The sequence below is a fragment of the Mycetocola reblochoni REB411 genome, assembly GCF_900163835.1.
Lineage (GTDB): Bacteria > Actinomycetota > Actinomycetes > Actinomycetales > Microbacteriaceae > Mycetocola_B > Mycetocola_B reblochoni.
Map to the genome: position 1 here is coordinate 1 of NZ_FUKR01000009.1, position 18,049 is coordinate 18,049.

Genomic DNA, 18,049 nt, shown 5'->3' on the forward strand with positions numbered 1-18,049 from the left:
GACGTCGCCCTCGCGGCGTGACTACAAACTGTCACCTAAACGTGCAGCAGTCCCGCCAGTTGCGCCGCTCGGGACTCGTGGCGTAACGCGATTCCGCACGCCGCTGCAGCCACACGCTCCACGACGTAGGGGTCGTCGACGCTCATCAAGGGAAGTAAGGCAGAGGCGAACGCATCCACCTCTCGCTCTCCGAGGGCGACGAGCGCCTTGGTGGCGCTGTCTCTGACTCGTCGGTCGTTGGTGCTGGTGCACCATCCCAGCAGAAGCAATGCGAGCTCGGCGGTATCGCTGTTGGTGCGTATCAATGCGTTCTGGTCGGTGGGCCACGCCCACTCGATGAGGGTGCGGATGGGCGAGTGCTCCTCTGGGTCGAGCGCACCGATGAGGGACAGGGACCATGATGTGTCACGGGTGGGAAGGTCGAGCGAAGTGAGGTGTTCGTGAAGCCACTGCGCGTTCAGGGGGTGGTCCGGTACGCACGCCACACGTACGAGTTGCCCCCACATCTCGTTCCTGTGACGATCCGCATTCAGCAGTACTCGCACGAATTCCTCGGTCCTCGCGCTTGCGGCGGTGGGCTCGCGTAGCGAGATGCTCTCGAGGAACGCATCGATCAAGTCGTACGGGACGGGCTTAGTGAGGTCGGCGCAGTCCATCAGTTCTACGCCGTGCTGTTCGGGCATCAGCACCGCCAGTGCGCCGAGGACTCCTCGCTCGGTCCACAGCCCAGTGCCCAGCGACTGCATCCATTCCGCGACTGCGGTGGGTGTCTTTTCAGCGATGGTCCGCGCGCGTGCGACGTCGCCTAGGCGTTGGTATCCGAAGCTGAGATGATCTGTTCCCACTTCGACGAGGATTCCCTCGTCGAGCATCCCCTTCAGCAGGCTCTTCGACCATGACCGATTCGGTAGCAGAGTTGAGCAGATGTCGTTCGCGACAACGCGTGGAATGCGGCCACCTTCGATAGTCGCAAGTTGCTTTATTGCCACGTCCACCAGGTCCGTGCGCGAATCGAAGTCGCATCGGCCAGCCGCGGACAGGCGAACGTTCGCTGCCTCGATGAATGCTCCGCAGACCGTCGTCAGCCCCGCCGAGCCCAGTGTGAACCGGCCGGTGCCCAACGTCGTCAGCGCCTCGCAGGTCAACCGGAGGAACAACGGGTTTGCGAACTCGGGATTGAACACGGGGAAGGTCGGGACGTCGAGTCCATACTCGGCGGCGAAGCGCCGTACGGCAGTCTCGGTGGACTCTTCGAACCCGAAGTGTTCGGCAGCGGGCAGACCATGATTGCCGACCACAGCGTCGACGAACTCCGTTCTGCATGAGATCACGAGGCTGACAGCGGGATAGCGCGACGCCTTTGACATCATCGCTTGAAGGGCCGCCTGCCACCGATCCGGTTGCTCGCTCTCGTTGATGGCGTCGATGATTAGGAGAGCTTTTTGGCCAGAAGCTTCAGCAGCGGCGCTGAGAAGCGCGAGAAGTTCGTCGACGCTCCCGGGCAACTCCGCGAGCTCCGGCAGTTGCATCAGAAGATTCCGAACGTCGAAGTCTTGGCCCAGAATCATCACCGTCGGGAGTTCTGCGGCGATTCGTTTCTTGGCGACGTCGCAGAGGAGATGTGTCTTCCCGACGCCCGCCCGCCCAGTCAGTAAGAGCTCACCTCGACTGGCCGCGGCCGTCGCTGGTGACATGCATAGCTGACGTGCCATTCTCAGCGCTGCGATCGCATCGCGTACATGCCCGTACAGAGACCCAGCTTCGCCGACGTAGAAGCCGTCATCGGTTCGCGACCGGTTGCGTAACAACGTGTTCAAGTCATCGAGTGCGGACAAGGCTGCATCCACTTGCGCAGTCGAAAGGTCGACGGCGTCGAAGGCACGTATCTGCGCGATGATGCGTTCGAGCAGAGCGTCCACCTCATTCAGCGACGCAGCGCAGCGCAGAAGGGCGTCGTGAAAAGCGTCCTCGTCTCCGTCAGGTGCCCTCCACGACCATCTGCGGGCCGACCTGAGATCAGCCAGGAGCTGCTGCCACCGCGCGATGTAAGCCGTGGTGCGTCCTGCGCCATCGACTACCTGTACTGCGTCGACATCGACGTGAAGTTGGGGGCTGTATCGTCGGCCGAGCTTGGCTGCGACGTCGTCGATGCGTTCTTGTTGCTGCTTCCGTGTGAGAACACTTGCATCGAACCAGTAGCGGACCCGCCCAGCGTTATGGTCGGACGTGAGTGCGGTAATCAGGTCGTGGGCTCCCACGAACTCGACCGTGACCGTCCGGCCCTGTTCGGCTGCTGCTGCCTCCCATCTGACCACCTCCTCACCCCATAGCGTGAAGGCGGACTTGGATCTGTCTGTGTCTCCGGCCGGAAGATCGATGGGCATGGTCACGAAGTACCGTCGGAGCTCCGGCTCGGTCGTCAGGGTGCGCAGAAAGGATCTCTTCACTTGGCCCGCGGCCCCTGAATCGAACGATGTCAGGTACTTCGCCTGCCAAGCCCACACCTCGCCGCTGGGGAGGACTCCTCTGCCTTCTCGACCACCATCGGGATTACCGAACTTATGAAAGCGCGTGCCTTCTGGCCACTGCACGGCATCGTCGCGAATGAGCAGCGAGGCGAGCTCCTCGAACGCGTTCGCACGGGACGCCGGCTGTCCGTGAGGTCGGATGCGTGCGAAGTCGATGTCTGGCGTCGGAGGCACAGCCCATTATCGCAACCGCCTCCGCACATCGAGGACGCCACAGTTCGAGTCGGGCTTGCAACTCAATCTGTGTTCTTCTTGGTTCCAATCGCACCCAGGCCCATCAAGAACCCACCTCAATCACCCGCCAATGTCCGCCACCAACCGGCTACACTCGGACCAAGCGAACCGCCCGGTTCCCTGTAAACAAAAGGGAATCCGCGAGTTCCCGAGACGATCGGCGGAGACCGGAAATCGACCGGATCCTCCAAGGGGTCGCAGGTTCAAATCCTGTCAGCCCGACCGTTGCGCTCGGAGTAGGTGCGCGAGCACGTGAAGTCAAAACGGGAGCTTCCCGCAATCAACGACGGGAGTTTTCATTCCCGAGGTTTGCGCGGGAATCCGGGCCGCGCTGGTGGGCCGTAATTGTGAGGCCCGCCATCCGACTGCCAGCATCGAGAACCGCGCTCGCACCGGGAGGATGTCCGTGCTCGCATCGCGGAGATGTCCGCTCGCATCGCGAAGACCTCCGCTCTCGGCGAAGAGCCCTACGCCCGCCAGGCGTTCGGCGCTATGCCGCAGCCGCAGCCGCAGCCGCAGCCCCCCCCCCCGAGCAACCGTGGCATCACGCGCCGTGACAGCGACACCACGCTGACCCACGTGGCGATCGCTGCGGACGCCGTCGCCGTGCGCACCAGCGCCAGCTCGCCCTCTCTCCGCGGATGACGCTGCACACCGTGGGGTGATGCCCCGTCCGAGCACGCTCGGGCGGTCAGCCGTTCACGACAGCGGTGATCCAATCGATGACGGTGCGGACGCTCTGGCGGGCGATGGTGTCCCGCCGGGTGAGCACGTCGATGTGTCGGCCGATGTGGAGGTCGTCGATGGGCAGCAGGACCACACGGTCGGCGAACTGAGCGCTGAGCCCGGTGTAGCGGGGCAGCAGCCCTACCGTGCCGGTGCGGGCGATGATCGCGGCGACGACATTGAACTCGTTGACCCGATGGCGGATGCGGATCGGCTCGCCCGCCGCTGCCGACATTGCCTGAACCAGTAGCGGCTCCAGGGGGAACCCCTCGTGCGCCGCCGACCAGGACTCGCCCGACAGCTCGGACAGCCGCACCGAGGGACGCGACGCCAGGGGGTGCGAGCGGCTCACCGCGAGGTCGATCGGCTCCTCGAGCAGCGAGGTCACCGCGACCCGCTCCTGCGGCCAGGGTGTGGAAGCGAACGGGCGGTGCGCGATCACGATGTCGTGGTCGGCCGCGAGCTGGGGGAACTCCTCGGTGGACACGTCCTCGTCGCGAACCCGCACGTCGGGACCGTCCGGCTCGGACTCTGCCCGCTCGATGAGAGACGGGAACCATGCCAGCCCGGCGCTGTGGAACGCAGTCACCGTCACCGGCTCCTGCGGCGCAGTCAGGAAGTCCGTCACCGCATCCTCCGCGCGCGCCAGCGCGGCGGCCACCTCCTCGGCCGCGTCGGCCACGCGGTCACCGGCCGCGGTCAGCGCGAGCACCCGGCCGCGCTGCTCGGTCAGCGGCACCGGAGTAGTTCGCTGCAAGGCGGCGAGCTGCTGCGAGACCGCCGAGGGCGACAGGTGCAGGGCGGCGGCCACTGCGGTGACCGAGCCGCGGTCGCGCAGCTCCCGCAGGGTTGTGAGGTGCCGAACATCCATGAAGCAATACTGACAGACCGATTCAGATACTGCCCGTTGTTCTTCACCGTTGCGTTCGCGAGGGTTGACGGCATGTCCCGCTCCCGTCTGCTGCCCGACGTCGTCCTCCTCGCCGTGGCGGCGGTCTGGGGCGGAAGCTATCTCGCCGCCAAAGACCTCGCCGACGCATCGTCCGCAGCCGCGGTGATGTGCCTGAGGTTCGTTCCCGCCGCGGTGATCCTGTTCCTCATCGCCGCGGGCTGCGGCAGGCTCCGTGGGCTCCGTGCGGCGACGGGCCCGGGTCTGCTGCTCGGTGTGTTGCGCGCGGCGACCATCGCTCTGGAGACGATCGGGGTCACACAGACAAGCGCGACGAACGCGGGCCTCATCATCGGCCTGTCTGTCCTCATCACCCCGATCCTCGAGTCCGTGGTCACCCGCCGTCGGCTCTCCAGCCAGCTGGTGCTCGCGATGCTGCTCGGCGTTGCCGGGATTGCGCTTCTGGTCAGTGGTAACGGGTTCACCGCTCCTCGCCTCGGCGATCTTCTCGTCCTTGTCGGTGCGTTGACCCGCGCGATGCTGGGCGTCGCTGAGGCGTCCGTCACGGCAGGCGACCGGACGGACGTGTTCTCGCTCACCACCGTCGAGCTCGCGTTCGGCGCACTCATCTTCGCGCTCTGGGGTGGCGGGGACGCTCTCACGCACGCGCTCGACTTCACCGGGAGCGACTGGGCGCTCGTGGCCTACCTGACGATCGGATGCACGCTTCTCGCCTTCCTCGGGCAACTCTGGGCGACCAAACGAACCTCAGCCTCCCGTGCAGGCATCCTTCTCGGCACCGAACCCGGCTGGGCGCTCGCGATCGGAATCGTCTTCGCGGGCGACACCATCGGCGCCACGGGTCTCCTCGGCGCCCTCGTCCTGCTCGCAGCCGTCACGTGGGGCGGGAGGGCCGAGTACCGGTGGCGGAGCACGGTGAGCACCGCGGCGGCACCACGGTCGCCACGACACCGAACCCGCGGTTGACAGCAGAGTTCCTCCAGGCGACCGCGATGGTCACCCTCGGCTCGGGTCCTCGACCCCCGGCTCATCACGGCGTCGCCTCGCCGCTCCGCAGGGGGCTCAGTGCGGTCGCGGCCTGGCGCGGGGGAGCCTGACGTCGATGGTCTGCTCGTGGCGTGCCGGACGCGTGATGCCGAGGCTGGCGGCGAGGGCGAGGACGGCGAGGGCGAGGGCCGCCCAGGGCGTGCTGGTGACGCCGAGGGTCTCGACGAGTGTTCCACCGGCCCAGGAGGCGAGGGCGATACCGGCGTTGAACGCGGCGATGTTCAGGCCGCTGGCCGCTTTCTCCGCGCCGGGGCCGCGGTGGCTGGCGAGAGCGACGGCGTGTGTCTGCACGGGCGGGGAGATGAGGAAGGCGAACACCCCCCACGCCGCGATGACGATGGCGATGCCGACCGTGCTCGAGGAGGTGAGGAGGATGCCGACGAAGGCGGCGATGAGGCCGGTGAGGGCGATGCGGATGACCGGGACGGTGCCGATGCGATCGGCGAGCGCGCCGCCGGTGAGGTTGCCGATCACCGTGGTGGCTCCGAAGAGGAACAGGGCCAGCGTCACTCCGGAAGCAGTGTATCCGGCGGTGCCGGTCAGGAGGGGGCCGAGGTAGGTGAACACCGCGAAGGTCGCACCGAATCCGAGGCCGGTGACAAGGTAGGTCATCGCGACAGGCCGATCCGTGAGCAGGGCGATCTGCTCGCGAAGGCTCACCGATTCGCCGGTTCTGGTGGAGGGGATGAGCAGCGCGATGGCGAGCGCCGCGACCGCGCCGAGCGCGGCGACGATGACGAACGTGGTGCGCCAGCCGAGGGCGTTACCGATGATGGTCCCGAGGGGGACGCCGATGACCATCGCAACGGTGAGGCCGAGGAACATCAGGGAGATGGCTCTGGCCGCCTTCTCCTTCGGAACGAGTGCGGCGGCCGCCGGGGCGCCCAGGGCGAAGACGGTGCCGTGGGCGGCGCCGGCCAGGACGCGGCCGACCAGCAGCCCGGTGAACCCTCCGGCTGCGGCGACGAGCATGTTTCCGGCCGCGAAGACGACCATGAGCGCGACAAGCGCCGGGCGGGAGTCGTAGCGGCTGAGCCAGCTGGTCAGGAGTGGGGAGAGCAGGGTGATCGCGAGGGCGTAGAAGGTCACGAGCAGGCCGGCCGTGCCGAGGGTGACGCCGGTGTCGTTCGCGATGGTCGGCAGCAGTCCGACCAAGACGAACTCGCTGATGCCGATCGCGAACGCCGCGACCGTCAGGGAGAGCAGCCGAATCATGGGTTTTCCTTCCGTGGGCCGTCCGGACCGATCGCGGTCAGGACGGTGTGCGTGTCGATGACGAGGCGATGTGCGGGAACCCGTGGAGCGGGTCCGCGGCATGCGCGTCCGCGCTGGGCGGCCCGGGCGCGCCGACGCCGGCCTGGGCGGTATGCGCGACGACGGCGGTCCCGGCCGAGGTGCCAGCGTCGAACAGCATGTCGTGTCGCAGGTCGGCGACCCGCACCGCGGGCCGGGTCGCGCGCGCGGCCGAGGCGGGTCGCCGTCCCTGTCGGGGCGAGGCGGTCCCTCTCGGGGCGGGGTCAGAAGGCCGCGGCGCCGGTGCGGGCCAGGTCCTCGTCGGCGTCAAGGGTGGCTCCGGCCACCCCGATGCCACCGATGACCTGCTGTCCGTGGCGAAGGACGACGCTGCCGCCGAAGCTGATGAGTCCGCCGTTCGTGTGCTCGATCGAGTAGATCGGGCCGCCGGGGCGTGCGACCTCGGCGAAGTCGACGCCGTCCATCCCGAACATGGCGGCGGTGCGCGCCTTCTTCTGCGCCACATCCACCGGGCCGATGAGCGACGCGTCGGTACGCGCGAACCCCACCAGCGCTCCCGCCGCGTCGACGACGGCGATCGCCACCCCGAAGCCCTGCTGCTCGGCCTTCTCGACGACCGCATCGATCGCAGCCTGCGCTCGTACTCGCTGAGACATAATTCCTCCATGTGGAACGTGCGGCACTTTCAAGCGCCTCTGGTTTGCTTTTCGGGAACTACCGTAGCCACGGGCAGCCGTAAATGCGAAACATTGGCGACTTGGGCGTGTTATAGTTCAGCATCATGGAACAGCAACGTCCGGAATCGGGCCGTGTCATTCAGTCCGTGCAGCGCGCGTTCGGCCTCCTCGAGCTGCTCGCCGCCGTCCCGGAGGGGGCGAGGCTGAGTGAGCTCGCCGACGACGCGGGCTTGAACCGCAGCACGACGCACAATCTCCTGGCCTCGCTGGAGACCCTGGGCTATGTGGAGCAGTCGAACCGCGGTGCCCCGTATCGCCTCACGAACCGGTTGGAACGGCTCGTGAGGCCGAAGGTCGAGACGGAGCAGCTCCTGCGCCAGCGGGTGCGTCCCGTTCTGGAGGCTCTCGGAACCGACACCGGAGAGACCGTCTATCTCGCCTTCGCAACGGGGGATCACTACGTTTGCGCCGATGCTGTGCAGTCTCCCGAGCCCCTGCATCTCACAGTGAACGTGGGTGAAAGGGAGCCTCTGCTCGGCACGGCGATCGGGCACGCGCTTATCGCCTCAGACGAGGTCCGCGCACGGGAGCTCGCTCACGGGCACCCGTCGGATTGGTCGCAGCACGCCGACGCCATCGACGACGCCCGCAGCGCGGGGTTCGCGCTGGACGAGGGGGCTTTTCACCCCGGTGTCTCCTGCGTGGCGATGTCGATCGGCGGTGACGCCGCGATCGGCGTGGCGGGCCCATCCAGCCGTCTCGCGCGAACGCGCCTCCGTGAGATCGGCGACCTCATGGCTCGACACATCCGAGTGCTGGAATAGGGCGATGTCAGGCTGAGGGTCGCGCCGTCGCAGGGACCCGCGCCGCCAGCGCGTCCTCCCACGAGGCGATGGTGATGAGCGCGAGCCCGACGTTGCCGATCTGGCAGTGGCTGCTCGCGCTCTCCGCCGCGGTGAAGCTGCGGGTGGTGACCGAGCGTGCCCCGGTCAGCGTGCGGGCCTGGCGGGCGAGCTGAGTCACGGGCACGTAGTGGTCGTCGGCGCCCTGGAGCAGGAGCACGTCGCCGCGGACCCGCGCCGACACGGTCGTGGTGCGCATCCGCGCGATGGCGCGGAGGAACGCGGCGGGGCTCGTCGTCCCCGTCACATGCATGCCCTGCCACAGTCCCCAACTGACGACCGGCTTGCGCGCGGCCACCCGCGTGAGCACGGCGCTCACCCACCGCGCCGGCAGCCGCGTCGCCAGTGCGCCGACCGCCCGCGCGCCGCGCGGGACCGTCTGGGACAGTGTCGTCTCGAGGAAGTCGTCCATCGCGTCGAAGGCGACGACCCTGGCCACGCGCGGCTCGAACGCCGCGGCCCGGACGACGAGCTCCCCGCCGAGGGAGGCGCCGATGAGGGTGACGTCGTCGAGGCCGAAGTGGTCGAGGACCGCGGAGACCGGGCGCTCCCACTCGGCGATCATCGGCATGCCCTCGTCCTCGAGCGCCCCGCCCTGTCCTGGCCCGTCGAACACGATGACGCGGCGGCCGAGGCGCACGGCGGCGGCGATCAGGGGGAACCACTCCTCGACGTAGGAGTCGAAGCCGCCGAACAGCACCCAGGTGGAGTGCGCCTCGCCCTCGGGCCGCAGCTCATAGGCGGGAAGGGAGGCGTCGGCGAACGGCACGGCCACCGGCTCGACGCCGAACGCTGCGCGGAGGGTGTCGACGATGCGGCGGCGGGCGGGCTTCTTGCGGGGGTCGCCTGGCTCGAGGAAGAACTCCGCTCCACGGTCGAAGTAGGCGGCGTCGACGGCGCGGCCGGCGGCGCGGGCGTCGGCCGCGAGGGCGAAGAACGTGTCGATCCACTCGGGGTACGTGCCCGGTCCCGCACTGACGGCGCGCAGTTCGGCTCGCGCCTCGGGGCTGGCCCACTGCATCCAGCGGTTGCACTGGAAGTTGATGCTCACGTCGTCGCAGTAGTGGTGGTATCCCGCCGGTGCGGCGTTGAGGTCGAGGGCGTATCGCATGTCCATGGTCGTGCTCCTTGCGTGTGCGGGGTGGTCGGCGTGCGCGGACGGGCGGCCCGCCGGTCGGGCCCATCGCACCTAACGCAGATTCCCTGCGTTAGGTGAAGGCTAGAGCGCCCGCGATGCTGATGCAACTTTCCTGCGTTAGGCTGGGGGGCATGACCGAGACCCCCGTGCGACGCCGACCCGGGGGCCGTTCCGCGGCCGTCCGCCGCTCCGTCCTGGACGCGGTGATCCAGGCCGTCGCCGACGACGGGCCCGACGCGCTCACGATCGCAGGGATCGCCGCCGCGGCCGGTGTCCACGAGACGACCGTCTACCGACGCTGGGGGAGCGCGGAGCAGCTCCTGCTTGACGCGATGCTCGACTACAGCGAGGACCGCATCGAGGCCGCTGACCTCGGCAGCCTGCGCGAGGACCTGGTCGACTTCGCGCTCGCGATCGCCGGATTCCTGTCCTCGGCGACCGGCCGGGCGCTCGCGCGGGCCATGATCGGCACGGGGGCCGAGGCGCCCGTGCCCGCGGGCAGGGCCGAGTTCTGGCAACGGCGCTTCGCCGTCACCGAGGTGATCTTCCGGCGTGCGGCCGAACGGGGCGAGTGGCCGGAGGACGCGGATGCGGCCGACGTGCTCGAGACGATCGTGGCGCGCACGCACTTCCGGCTGCTGCTCCTCGGCCGTCCCGTCGGGCGGGACGAGGCACAGCGATCGGTGGACGACGCGCTCGCCGCGGTGGTGTGACGGTGCGCGCGGTGCCCTGCGCGAGCCGCGACGTCCCACCCGGATCGCACGGTGCGGCCCGGCCGGTGACGCACGGCCCTGTCCGCGATGCCTGCGCGGATTCGAGGGAAACGAGACGGCCCCGACTCGACGACGGAGGTCTCTCCTCCGTCAACAACGATCCGGGTCAGTACGGCTAGCCGCGGGGGACGAGCGTGTACTTCGTCGCCAGGAACTCGTGGATACCCTCCGCGCCGCCCTCCCTGCCCAGGCCGGACTGCTTGACGCCGCCGAACGGCGCCGCCGCGTTCGAGATGACCCCCGCGTTCACGCCCATCATCCCCGTGTCGATCCGTTCGATGAGCCGTTGGGTCCGCGCCAGGTCGCGGGTGTACACGTAGGAGGCGAGCCCGTAGGGGGTGTCGTTGGCGCGAGCGACGGCGTCCTCCTCGTCCCGGAACGTCGCGATGGCCAGCACGGGGCCGAAGATCTCCTCGTGCACGATCGCGCTGTCCGCGGGGACACGGTCGAGCACGGTCGGGGCGAAGAAGCTGCCGGCGCCGATCTCGAGCGCGTGCCCTCCGGTGCGCAGGCGCGCTCCGCGGGCGACGGCGTCGTCGACCAGGCGCTGGCACGTGTGCACCGCCCCGTCGTCGATGAGCGGGCCGATCGTCGTCTCGGGGTCGGTGCCGTCGCCGACGGTCAGGGCGGCGACCCGCGCGGTCACGGCCTCGGCGAACTCCTCGGCGACGTCCTCGTGGACGATGAAGCGGTTGGCCGCGGTGCAGGCCTGCCCGATGTTGCGGAACTTGGCCTGCACGGCACCCTCGACGGCGGCGTCGAGGTCGGCGTCGGCGAAGACGAGGAACGGCGCGTTGCCGCCGAGCTCCATCGAGGTGCGCAGCACCGTGCCCGCCGCCTGGGCGAGCAGGGTGCGCCCGACCGCGGTCGACCCGGTGAAGCTGAGCTTGCGCAGGCGCGGGTCGGCGATGATGGGCGCGGACAGCGCGCTCGACGAGGACGTCGGCACGACGTTGACCACGCCGGCTGGCAGTCCCGCGTCGAGAAGGATCTGTGCGAACGCGAGCGTGGTCAGCGGCGTCAGCGCGGCCGGTTTGATCACGACCGTGCACCCCGCGGCCAGCGCTGGGGCGATCTTGCGCGTCGCCATGGCGAGCGGGAAGTTCCACGGCGTGATGAAGAAACAGGGGCCGACGGGGCGCTGGGACACCACCATCGTGCCGTTCCCCTCGGGGGTCTGGCCGTAGCGGCCGCCGATCCGCACGGCCTCCTCGCTGAACCAGCGCAGGAACTCGCCACCGTAGCTGACCTCGCCCCTGGCCTCCGCTAGCGGCTTGCCCATCTCCAGCGTCATCAGCAGTGCCAGGTCCTCGGAGCGTTCGCGCACGAGCTCGAAGGCCCTCCGCAGCACCTCGCCCCGCTCGCGCGGCGGCGTGGCGGCCCACCCTTGGCCCGCGGCGACCGCGGCGTCGACGGCCGCTGCGCCGTCCTCCGGGCTGGCATCGGACACCTCCGCCAGGGTCGCGCCGGTCGCGGGCTCGGAGACGCTGAAGCGCGCGCCCGTCGTGCCCTCCCGCCAGCGGCCGTCGATGAGCAGCGCCGTGGGCACGGAGCTCAGGAGTCGTTCGCGGGCCTCGGCCAGCTCGGCGGGGATGGTCATGTCAGTCGTCCTTCGTGGTTCGCGGTGGGGTGGTCAGCGGGGAGCCGCGGGCTCCGCGCGGCGGCGGCGTCCGGCCGGCGTCGGGCGGCCGCGGTCTGGGGCAGGGGGTCGAGGTCGTCACCGGGATCACTCAGCGGCAGGTCACGATCCACGCGCCCGAGCGGCGACACGCGCAGGGCGACGTCACCGATCTCCGCGGGCGGCGGACAGGCGTGCGTGCTGCGCACCGCCGCCTGTGACCAGCGGATCGCGCGGATCAGACCCTCTCCAACCGGATCGGCAGTCGCCGTCGCGGACAGGAACCCGGCGAGGGCGGCGTCCCCGGCGCCGGTGGTGTTGACCACCCGGTCGACCCCGGGGCCCGTCGCCCAGAGCGCGGACCCGCCGTCGACGTAGACGATCCCGTCGGCACCGGCGGAGGCCAGCACCGCTCCGATTCCGCAGCGGATCAGGCGCCGTGCCGCGTCCACGACGTCGCCCCTGGTATGCAGGGCGGTTCCCGTCGCCTCGGCGAGCTCGGCGGTGTTGGGCTTGACGAGTGCGATCGACGGGCCGTGCCGGCGGGCGATGCGCGCCAGCCCGCTGCCGGAGGTGTCGACGGCGACGCGCGCCCCGGCGTCGGTCGCGGCGCCCAGGAGGCGGGCGATCACCGCGTCGTCCTCCGGCCAGGGGATGCTGCCGCCGATCAGGAGCCAGCCGGCCCGGATCTCCTCGACGGCCGCGCGGCAGCGGCGCGCGAGCAGGCTCCACTCGGCGTCGCTGAGTGCGGCGGCGAACTCGTTGATGTTGGTGGTGACGCCCTCGGCGTCGATGACGATCGTGTGCAGTCGTGTCGGTTGCGTCGTCGGGACGACGACGGCCTCCGGCGGCAGCAGTGTCCCCTCGCCCGACCAGGGCAGCACCATCCGCGTGGGGACGGCGGCCCCGGCGAGCATGCGGGACACGTTCACGCCTTTGCCCGCCACCTCCTCGCTCACCACGCGGGCACGGTTGACCCGGCCGAGGGCGACGGTCGGCAGCAGGTAGACGCGGTCGATCGCGGGGGCGGGCGTGCACGTCACGACCGCCGCCTCCCGGACGGGGAGTGGCCTCCGGTCCTCGGCTGCGGTGAGCACGGTCATGCCCGGGTCATCCGACGGTGCCACCGGGTGCGGTGACGGTGACGGTGGCGGAGGGGGAGGGGGAGTGGCCGAGGGCCTCGAGGACCTGCTCGGCGACGCGCTCGGCTGAGAGACCGTACCTGTCGAGCAGGAACGCGTTCGGCGCCGACTCGGACCAGCCGTCGGCCAGGCCGACGCGGTGCAGTCGCGGAGCGTCGGGGTCTCCCCGCTCGGCGATGAGCTCCGCGACGAGCCCGCCCAGGCCGTTGATGACCGAGTGGTCCTCGACGGTGACCACGGTGCCGACCCCGCTGATCGCGGCGAGCAGCGCGTCGCCGTCGACCGGCTTGAGCGAGGGGACGTGCACGACCCTCGCGTCGACGCCGCGCGCCGCGAGCAGCTCGGCCGCCTCGACGACGCGGGAGCTCTGCACGCCCGTGCTGACCAGCGTGACGTCGCCGCCGCCGTCGCGCAGCCGGTGGACCGCTCCCGGGTGGAAGACGTAGTCCGCGTCGAAGACGGGGGCGACCGCGTCCCTCGCGTAGCGGATGTAGACCGGCCCGTCGTGCTCCGCCGCCCAGCGGGTGATCGCGCGGGCCTCGTGCTCGTCGGCGGGGGCCAGCACGGTCATTCCCGGCATGGCGCGCATGATGGCGAGGTCCTCGATGTCCTGGTGGGTCTTGCCGCTCGACCCGTTGAGCAGGCCGGCGTAGGCAGCGGCGATGCGGACCGGAGCCCCGGTCTGGGAGACGAGCATGCGGATCTGGTCGAGGGCTCGGTGGGTGAGGAACACGCCGAAGGTCGACAGCCACGGACGGTAGCCCATGGTGCTCAGGCCGAACGCCATGCCCACGAGGTTCTGCTCGGCGATACCCACCTGGATGAACGCCTCCGGGTTGCCCTCGGCGACCGTGACGGCCATCGTCGACGTCGCCAGGTCAGCGTCGAGCACGACGACGCGGTCGTCCTCGCGGGTGAGCTCGAGCAGGGTGTCGCCCCACACCTTCCGCTGTGCCGTCATCGGACTTCTCCCTTCTCCAGCAGCTCGGCCTTGGCGGTCCGCAGCTGCTCCTCGGTGGCGACGCCGTTGTGCCACGTGTATGTCCCCTCGGTGAAGCTGACGCCGCGGCCCTTCGCCGTCCGCGCCAGGATGACGCTCGGGCGTCCCGCGTGGTTGCGTGCGGCCTCCGCGGCGTCGAAGGCGTCGAAGATCGCCGTGAAGTCGTGGCCGTCGATGTCGTGCACGGTCCAGCCGAAGCCGGTGAAGACGGCGCCGAGGTCGACGTGGCCGAGCGGCTCGCTCCTGTCGAAGCGGTCGGACTCCCCGGCCGGCCAGCCGTACTGCTGCAGCCCGTTGACGTCGACGATGGCGGTGAGGTTATCGAGCCCGAAGCGCGGTGCGGAGAGCACCGTCTCCCACACCATTCCCTCGCCGAGCTCCCCGTCACCGAGCATCACCCAGGTGTGGGCGTCGAGACCGCGGCGTTTCGCGCCGAGGGCCATGCCCGCCCCGGCCGACAGGCCCTGGCCGAGCGAGCCGGTGGAGGCGTCCACGCCGGGGGTCAGCTTCATGTCGGGGTGGCCCTGCAGGCGTGAGTCGCCGTGGTCGAAGCTGGCGAGCTCCGACTCCGGGAAGTAGCCGCGCTGCGCGAGCACCGTGTAGAGCGCGATCGCGTTGTGCCCCTTGGAGAGGATGAACCGGTCGCGTTCGGGGTGCCGCGGCTGGGCGGGGTCGATGCGCAGTTGGCCGAAGTACAGGGCGACGAGCAGGTCCATCGCGGACAGCGGTCCGCCGATGTGGCCGGCCTTGCTCGCGGCGACGGTGCTGATGACGTTCCATCTGCCGGTGTCGGCGAGCAGGCGCAGCTCGTCCGTCGATGGTCGTTGCGGAGGTGTGAGGTTCATCGTTGATCCTTTCCGGCCTCGATGCCGTAGCGCTAGATTATCGTTTAATGAACAGAATGTCTATTGAGTAAGAAAATTAGGCCGCTGGGTGGCGCTCGCCACGCGTGGCTGCGGTGGCGCGACCTGCTCCCTGGCCCGCCACCACGGGGGTGTGCGAGGATTGCCGAGACCATGAACACACCGACGCGTGAGGCCTCAGGGCTCGACATCCTGGACAAGGCCGACGCCGCCCTCGTCGCGCTCGAGGCCGAGGGGTCGCTCGCCGTGAGCGAGCTCGCCGCCGCCGTGGGGGAGCCGGTGAGCTCCACCTACCGTCTGCTGCGCGCGCTCGTCTCCGCGGGGTGGGTCGACCATGCCGCCCAGCGCGGGCGCTACCGGCTGGGCCTGGCCTTCATGCGCATCGGCAGCCTGGTCGAGGACCAGCTCGACATCCGTGCGGTCGCGCTCCCCGCCATGCGTCACGCACGCGACGTGACCGGCATGGGCGTGAGCCTCTGGGTGCGCAGGGGCGCGCGCGCCGCGTGCATCGAGCGTGTCGACGGCGAGGACGTCCGGTCGCGCGACATCCGGCTGGGCGACTCGCTCCCTCTGCTCGGCGGGGCGGGGCCCTCCGTTCTGCTCGCCTACCTTCCCGCCTCGGAGCGCGACGCGCTCCTGACGGACGCGACGGGGGACTCGGTGCCGCCCGTGGTGGACGAGCCAGGTCGGCGCCGCTCGGCGGCGACCGCCGCGGACCCCGTCGACCTGGATGCCGTCCGAACGCGGGGCGTCGCGGTGGCGCCCAGCGTGGTCACGCCCGGTTTCGGATCGGCGGCCGCCCCGGTGCTCAATCACAGGGGTGAGATCGAGGCATCACTCGCCGTCAGCGGGCTGATGGCTCACCTGGACTCGAACGAGAGCCGCGTGATCGACGTCGTCCGCGAGGCCGCCGCCTCGGCGAGCGCCGAGCTCGGCTGGGTGGGGGAGAGCCGTGGCTAGCGCGCCGGGCAACCGCGTGCTCGCGAACGCGGCGGCGCTCGTCGAGCTCCTCGCGGTGACCGGTCCGCTCAACGCCGCCGCGATCGCCGAGCGGCTCGGCGTGGCGCGTTCCTCCGTGTACCGACTGGTCGAGGGCGCGACGGCGATCGGATTCACCGAGACCTCCGCCGATGCGCGCGTCGGCCTGACCACGCGCTTCCTCCGCCTCGCCGACGCCGCGGCGGGTGCTCTGACCGAGTGGAGCGGCGCCGAGCGTGTGCTGCAGCGGGTCGCCGACCGGACTCATCAGACCGTGTTCCTCAGTGTGCTCAGGGGTGACGAGTCCGTGTGCGTCGCCTGGGCGAGGGGGAGGGGCATCGACCTGCTCTCGCTGCGGCCGGGGCGAGCCCTCCCGCTCTATGCCGGCGCGGCGGGGAGGAGCATCCTCGCGCAGTCGTCGGATGCGCTCGATGACGTCCTCGCGGGCGCGCCCTTCGAGCCGTTCACCGCCGCGACGCTGACCTCGGCGGCAGCCCTGGCCGACGACGTGCGGTCGAGCCGGGAGCAGGGCTTCACCCTCTCCGACGAGGACGTCACGGCGGGGATCGGCGCCATCGCCGTTCCGATCCCGTGCGCGGGCGCCGTCGCGAGTATCTCGGCCGGCGGGCTCGCCGAGGAGATCCGGGCCGACCGCGAGGACATCCTCGTCGAGCTCCGGCGCGCGGCGCTCGACCTCGCGGCCGTGCACGGCCGGGATCGAGCCGAGGGCTGAGCCTGATCGCTCGATTGCCTGTTTTCGGACACAGTGTCTATTCTCTGAGATAAAGCCTTCGATCGAAGGTCACAGTGTCGTGAACGAGGGGGGCCATGATGGCCGGAACAGTGACGGAGCGCGGACGACTCGACGTCCTCGACAAGATGACGGGCGAGCTGCTCGGCTCAGTCGAGGCGGACGACGCCGCGTCCACGACCGCCGCGCTCGAGCGGGCGCGCGGCGGGTTCGCGGAGTGGTCCGCGCTGCCCGCGCACCGCAGGGCCGAGGTGCTCGAGCGTTTCGCCGACGACCTCGACGCCCGCCGGGAGGAGATCGCGGTCCTGCTGACCAGGGAGACCGGGAAGATCCTCCCCGACTCGCGCGCGGAGCTCGCGGCGGCCGCACGCATCTTCCGCGGCTTCGCCAGGGAGTCCCTCCGTCACTTCGGCCAGAGCATCCCGCTCGACCGCCAGGAGGGGCTCGAGACCGACCTCATGATCACGGCGCACGAACCGCTCGGCGTCGTCGCGGCGATCGTGGCGTTCAACTTCCCCGCCGAGCTGTACGCGCACAAGGTCGGCGCGGCGCTCGCCGGAGGGAACGCCGTCGTCGTCAAGCCGTCCGAGGCGAACCCGTTGGTCGGAAACCGGCTCACCGCCATGCTGCATGCCGCGGGCGTCCCGGCGGACGCCCTCGTCGTCGTCAACGGCGACGGAGCCGTCGTCGGAGAGGCGCTCTCGCGCAGCAGTGTGATCCGGGCCATCAGCTTCACCGGCAGCAGCCGGGTCGGCGCGATCATCGCGGAGAACGCCGCCCGCAACGTCGTCCGCACCTTCCTGGAGCTCAGCGCCAACGACGCCCTCGTGGTGCTGGACGACGCCGACATCGATGCGGCCGTGGCTGGCAGCCTCGACGGGCGCCTGCTCGCGAACGGCCAGGTCTGCTGCGCGACGAAGAGGATCCTCGTCGACGAGGCGGTGGCGGACGAGTTCACCCGACGGCTGGTGGAGCGGGTCTCCGCCGTCGTCACCGGCGACCCGCTCGACGAGGGCGTGGGCGTCGGTCCCCTCATCAGCGAGCGGGCGGCGGCGGGCGTCGAGTCGCAGATCGCCCGAGCGGTGTCCCAGGGAGCCGAGGTGCTGCTCGGGGGTGGTCGCGAGGGTGCGCTCGTGGAGCCGACCGTGCTCCGGGCGCCGCGGGACAGCGACATCGTCGTCGACGACGAGGTGTTCGGCCCGGTGTTCACGATCCTCCCGGTCGGGGGTGAGGACGAGGCCGTCCGTGTGGCGAACGCCTCGTCGTACGGGCTGACGGCGGCGGTGTTCTCCGCCGATGTCTCCCGCGCGTATCGCGTCGCGGAGCGCATCGAGGCGGCGATCGTCTCGATCAACGGCTCGAACAACTACCGCCCGGACGGCAGCTCCTTCGGCGGGTACAAGCGCAGTGGTCTCGGGCGGGAGGGGTTCTTCACCTCGCTCGACGAGTACACCCAGGTCAAGAGCATCGTGCTTCGCGGGCTGCGTACGCGCTGAGCGCCCGCCGCT

The 18,049-nt window shown here is 70.1% G+C and carries 16 protein-coding genes; 7 read left to right on the forward strand and 9 right to left on the reverse strand.

Annotated features, from left to right (window positions below):
- Positions 1-35: 35 nt before the first annotated feature.
- Entirely contained in the window at positions 36-2,702 is a 2,667-nt protein-coding gene (locus tag FM119_RS01675; RefSeq protein ID WP_143822593.1) for an NACHT domain-containing protein, read from the reverse strand.
- A 483-nt stretch (positions 2,703-3,185) separates the two neighbouring features.
- Between FM119_RS01675 and FM119_RS01680 the strand changes: the two genes are divergently transcribed.
- Positions 3,186-3,407: a hypothetical protein gene (locus tag FM119_RS01680; RefSeq protein ID WP_087135964.1), complete on the forward strand. Its 222-nt coding sequence runs from the start codon at positions 3,186-3,188 to the stop codon at positions 3,405-3,407.
- A gap of 46 nt (positions 3,408-3,453) precedes the next feature.
- Here the strand turns inward: FM119_RS01680 and FM119_RS01685 are convergent, their stop codons facing one another.
- Complete coding sequence (locus FM119_RS01685; RefSeq protein ID WP_087135965.1) at positions 3,454-4,359, reverse strand: LysR family transcriptional regulator; 906 nt, start codon at positions 4,357-4,359, stop codon at positions 3,454-3,456.
- Between the two features lie 72 nt (positions 4,360-4,431).
- Between FM119_RS01685 and FM119_RS01690 the strand changes: the two genes are divergently transcribed.
- Positions 4,432-5,364, forward strand: coding sequence for a DMT family transporter (locus FM119_RS01690; RefSeq protein ID WP_087135987.1), 933 nt, complete (start codon positions 4,432-4,434; stop codon positions 5,362-5,364).
- A 96-nt stretch (positions 5,365-5,460) separates the two neighbouring features.
- On the opposite strand, the gene FM119_RS01695 is transcribed toward FM119_RS01690, so the two are convergent.
- Both FM119_RS01695 and FM119_RS01705 read right to left on the reverse strand, forming a co-directional pair.
- Entirely contained in the window at positions 5,461-6,660 is a 1,200-nt protein-coding gene (locus tag FM119_RS01695) for an MFS transporter (RefSeq protein ID WP_218778706.1), read from the reverse strand.
- 302 nt (positions 6,661-6,962) lie between these two features.
- Positions 6,963-7,355 carry a GlcG/HbpS family heme-binding protein gene (locus tag FM119_RS01705; RefSeq protein ID WP_087135967.1) on the reverse strand — a complete coding sequence of 131 codons (393 nt, stop codon included), beginning with the start codon at positions 7,353-7,355 and terminating at the stop codon, positions 6,963-6,965.
- A 125-nt stretch (positions 7,356-7,480) separates the two neighbouring features.
- Here FM119_RS01705 and FM119_RS01710 point away from each other — a divergent pair, with 125 nt between their 5' ends.
- Positions 7,481-8,200, forward strand: coding sequence for an IclR family transcriptional regulator (locus tag FM119_RS01710; RefSeq protein WP_087135968.1), 720 nt, complete (start codon positions 7,481-7,483; stop codon positions 8,198-8,200).
- A gap of 7 nt (positions 8,201-8,207) precedes the next feature.
- Here FM119_RS01710 and FM119_RS01715 read toward each other — a convergent pair whose 3' ends face one another.
- On the reverse strand, positions 8,208-9,395 hold the full coding sequence (locus FM119_RS01715) for an alpha/beta fold hydrolase (RefSeq protein WP_087135969.1): 1,188 nt from the start codon (positions 9,393-9,395) through the stop codon (positions 8,208-8,210).
- A gap of 152 nt (positions 9,396-9,547) precedes the next feature.
- On the opposite strand from FM119_RS01715, the gene FM119_RS01720 reads away from it, so the two are divergent.
- Complete coding sequence (locus FM119_RS01720) at positions 9,548-10,129, forward strand: TetR-like C-terminal domain-containing protein (RefSeq protein WP_087135970.1); 582 nt, start codon at positions 9,548-9,550, stop codon at positions 10,127-10,129.
- Positions 10,130-10,304: 175 nt separating this feature from the next.
- Here the strand turns inward: FM119_RS01720 and FM119_RS01725 are convergent, their stop codons facing one another.
- From FM119_RS01725 to FM119_RS01740, 4 genes are read right to left on the reverse strand one after another with little or no spacing between them, the layout of a single operon-like run.
- Positions 10,305-11,789: an NAD-dependent succinate-semialdehyde dehydrogenase gene (locus FM119_RS01725; RefSeq protein ID WP_087135971.1), complete on the reverse strand. Its 1,485-nt coding sequence runs from the start codon at positions 11,787-11,789 to the stop codon at positions 10,305-10,307.
- On the reverse strand, positions 11,786-12,910 hold the full coding sequence (locus FM119_RS01730) for a 1-phosphofructokinase family hexose kinase (protein WP_087135972.1): 1,125 nt from the start codon (positions 12,908-12,910) through the stop codon (positions 11,786-11,788). Before FM119_RS01730 ends, FM119_RS01725 begins: the two co-directional genes overlap by 4 nt.
- A 7-nt stretch (positions 12,911-12,917) precedes the next feature.
- Positions 12,918-13,910, reverse strand: a complete 993-nt coding sequence (locus FM119_RS01735) for a transketolase family protein (protein ID WP_087135973.1) — start codon at positions 13,908-13,910, stop codon at positions 12,918-12,920.
- Entirely contained in the window at positions 13,907-14,794 is an 888-nt protein-coding gene (locus tag FM119_RS01740) for a transketolase (protein ID WP_087135974.1), read from the reverse strand. Before FM119_RS01740 ends, FM119_RS01735 begins: the two co-directional genes overlap by 4 nt.
- 171 nt (positions 14,795-14,965) lie before the next feature.
- On the opposite strand from FM119_RS01740, the gene FM119_RS01745 reads away from it, so the two are divergent.
- From FM119_RS01745 to FM119_RS01755, 3 genes are all read left to right on the forward strand, one after another.
- Entirely contained in the window at positions 14,966-15,772 is an 807-nt protein-coding gene (locus FM119_RS01745; RefSeq protein WP_087135975.1) for an IclR family transcriptional regulator, read from the forward strand.
- The gene (locus FM119_RS01750; RefSeq protein ID WP_087135976.1) at positions 15,765-16,523 is read left to right on the forward strand and encodes an IclR family transcriptional regulator; all 759 of its coding nucleotides are present in this window, start codon (positions 15,765-15,767) and stop codon (positions 16,521-16,523) included. The genes FM119_RS01745 and FM119_RS01750 overlap by 8 nt, the downstream gene beginning before the upstream one ends.
- 95 nt (positions 16,524-16,618) lie before the next feature.
- Complete coding sequence (locus FM119_RS01755; protein WP_087135977.1) at positions 16,619-18,037, forward strand: aldehyde dehydrogenase family protein; 1,419 nt, start codon at positions 16,619-16,621, stop codon at positions 18,035-18,037.
- Positions 18,038-18,049: the final 12 nt, after the last annotated feature.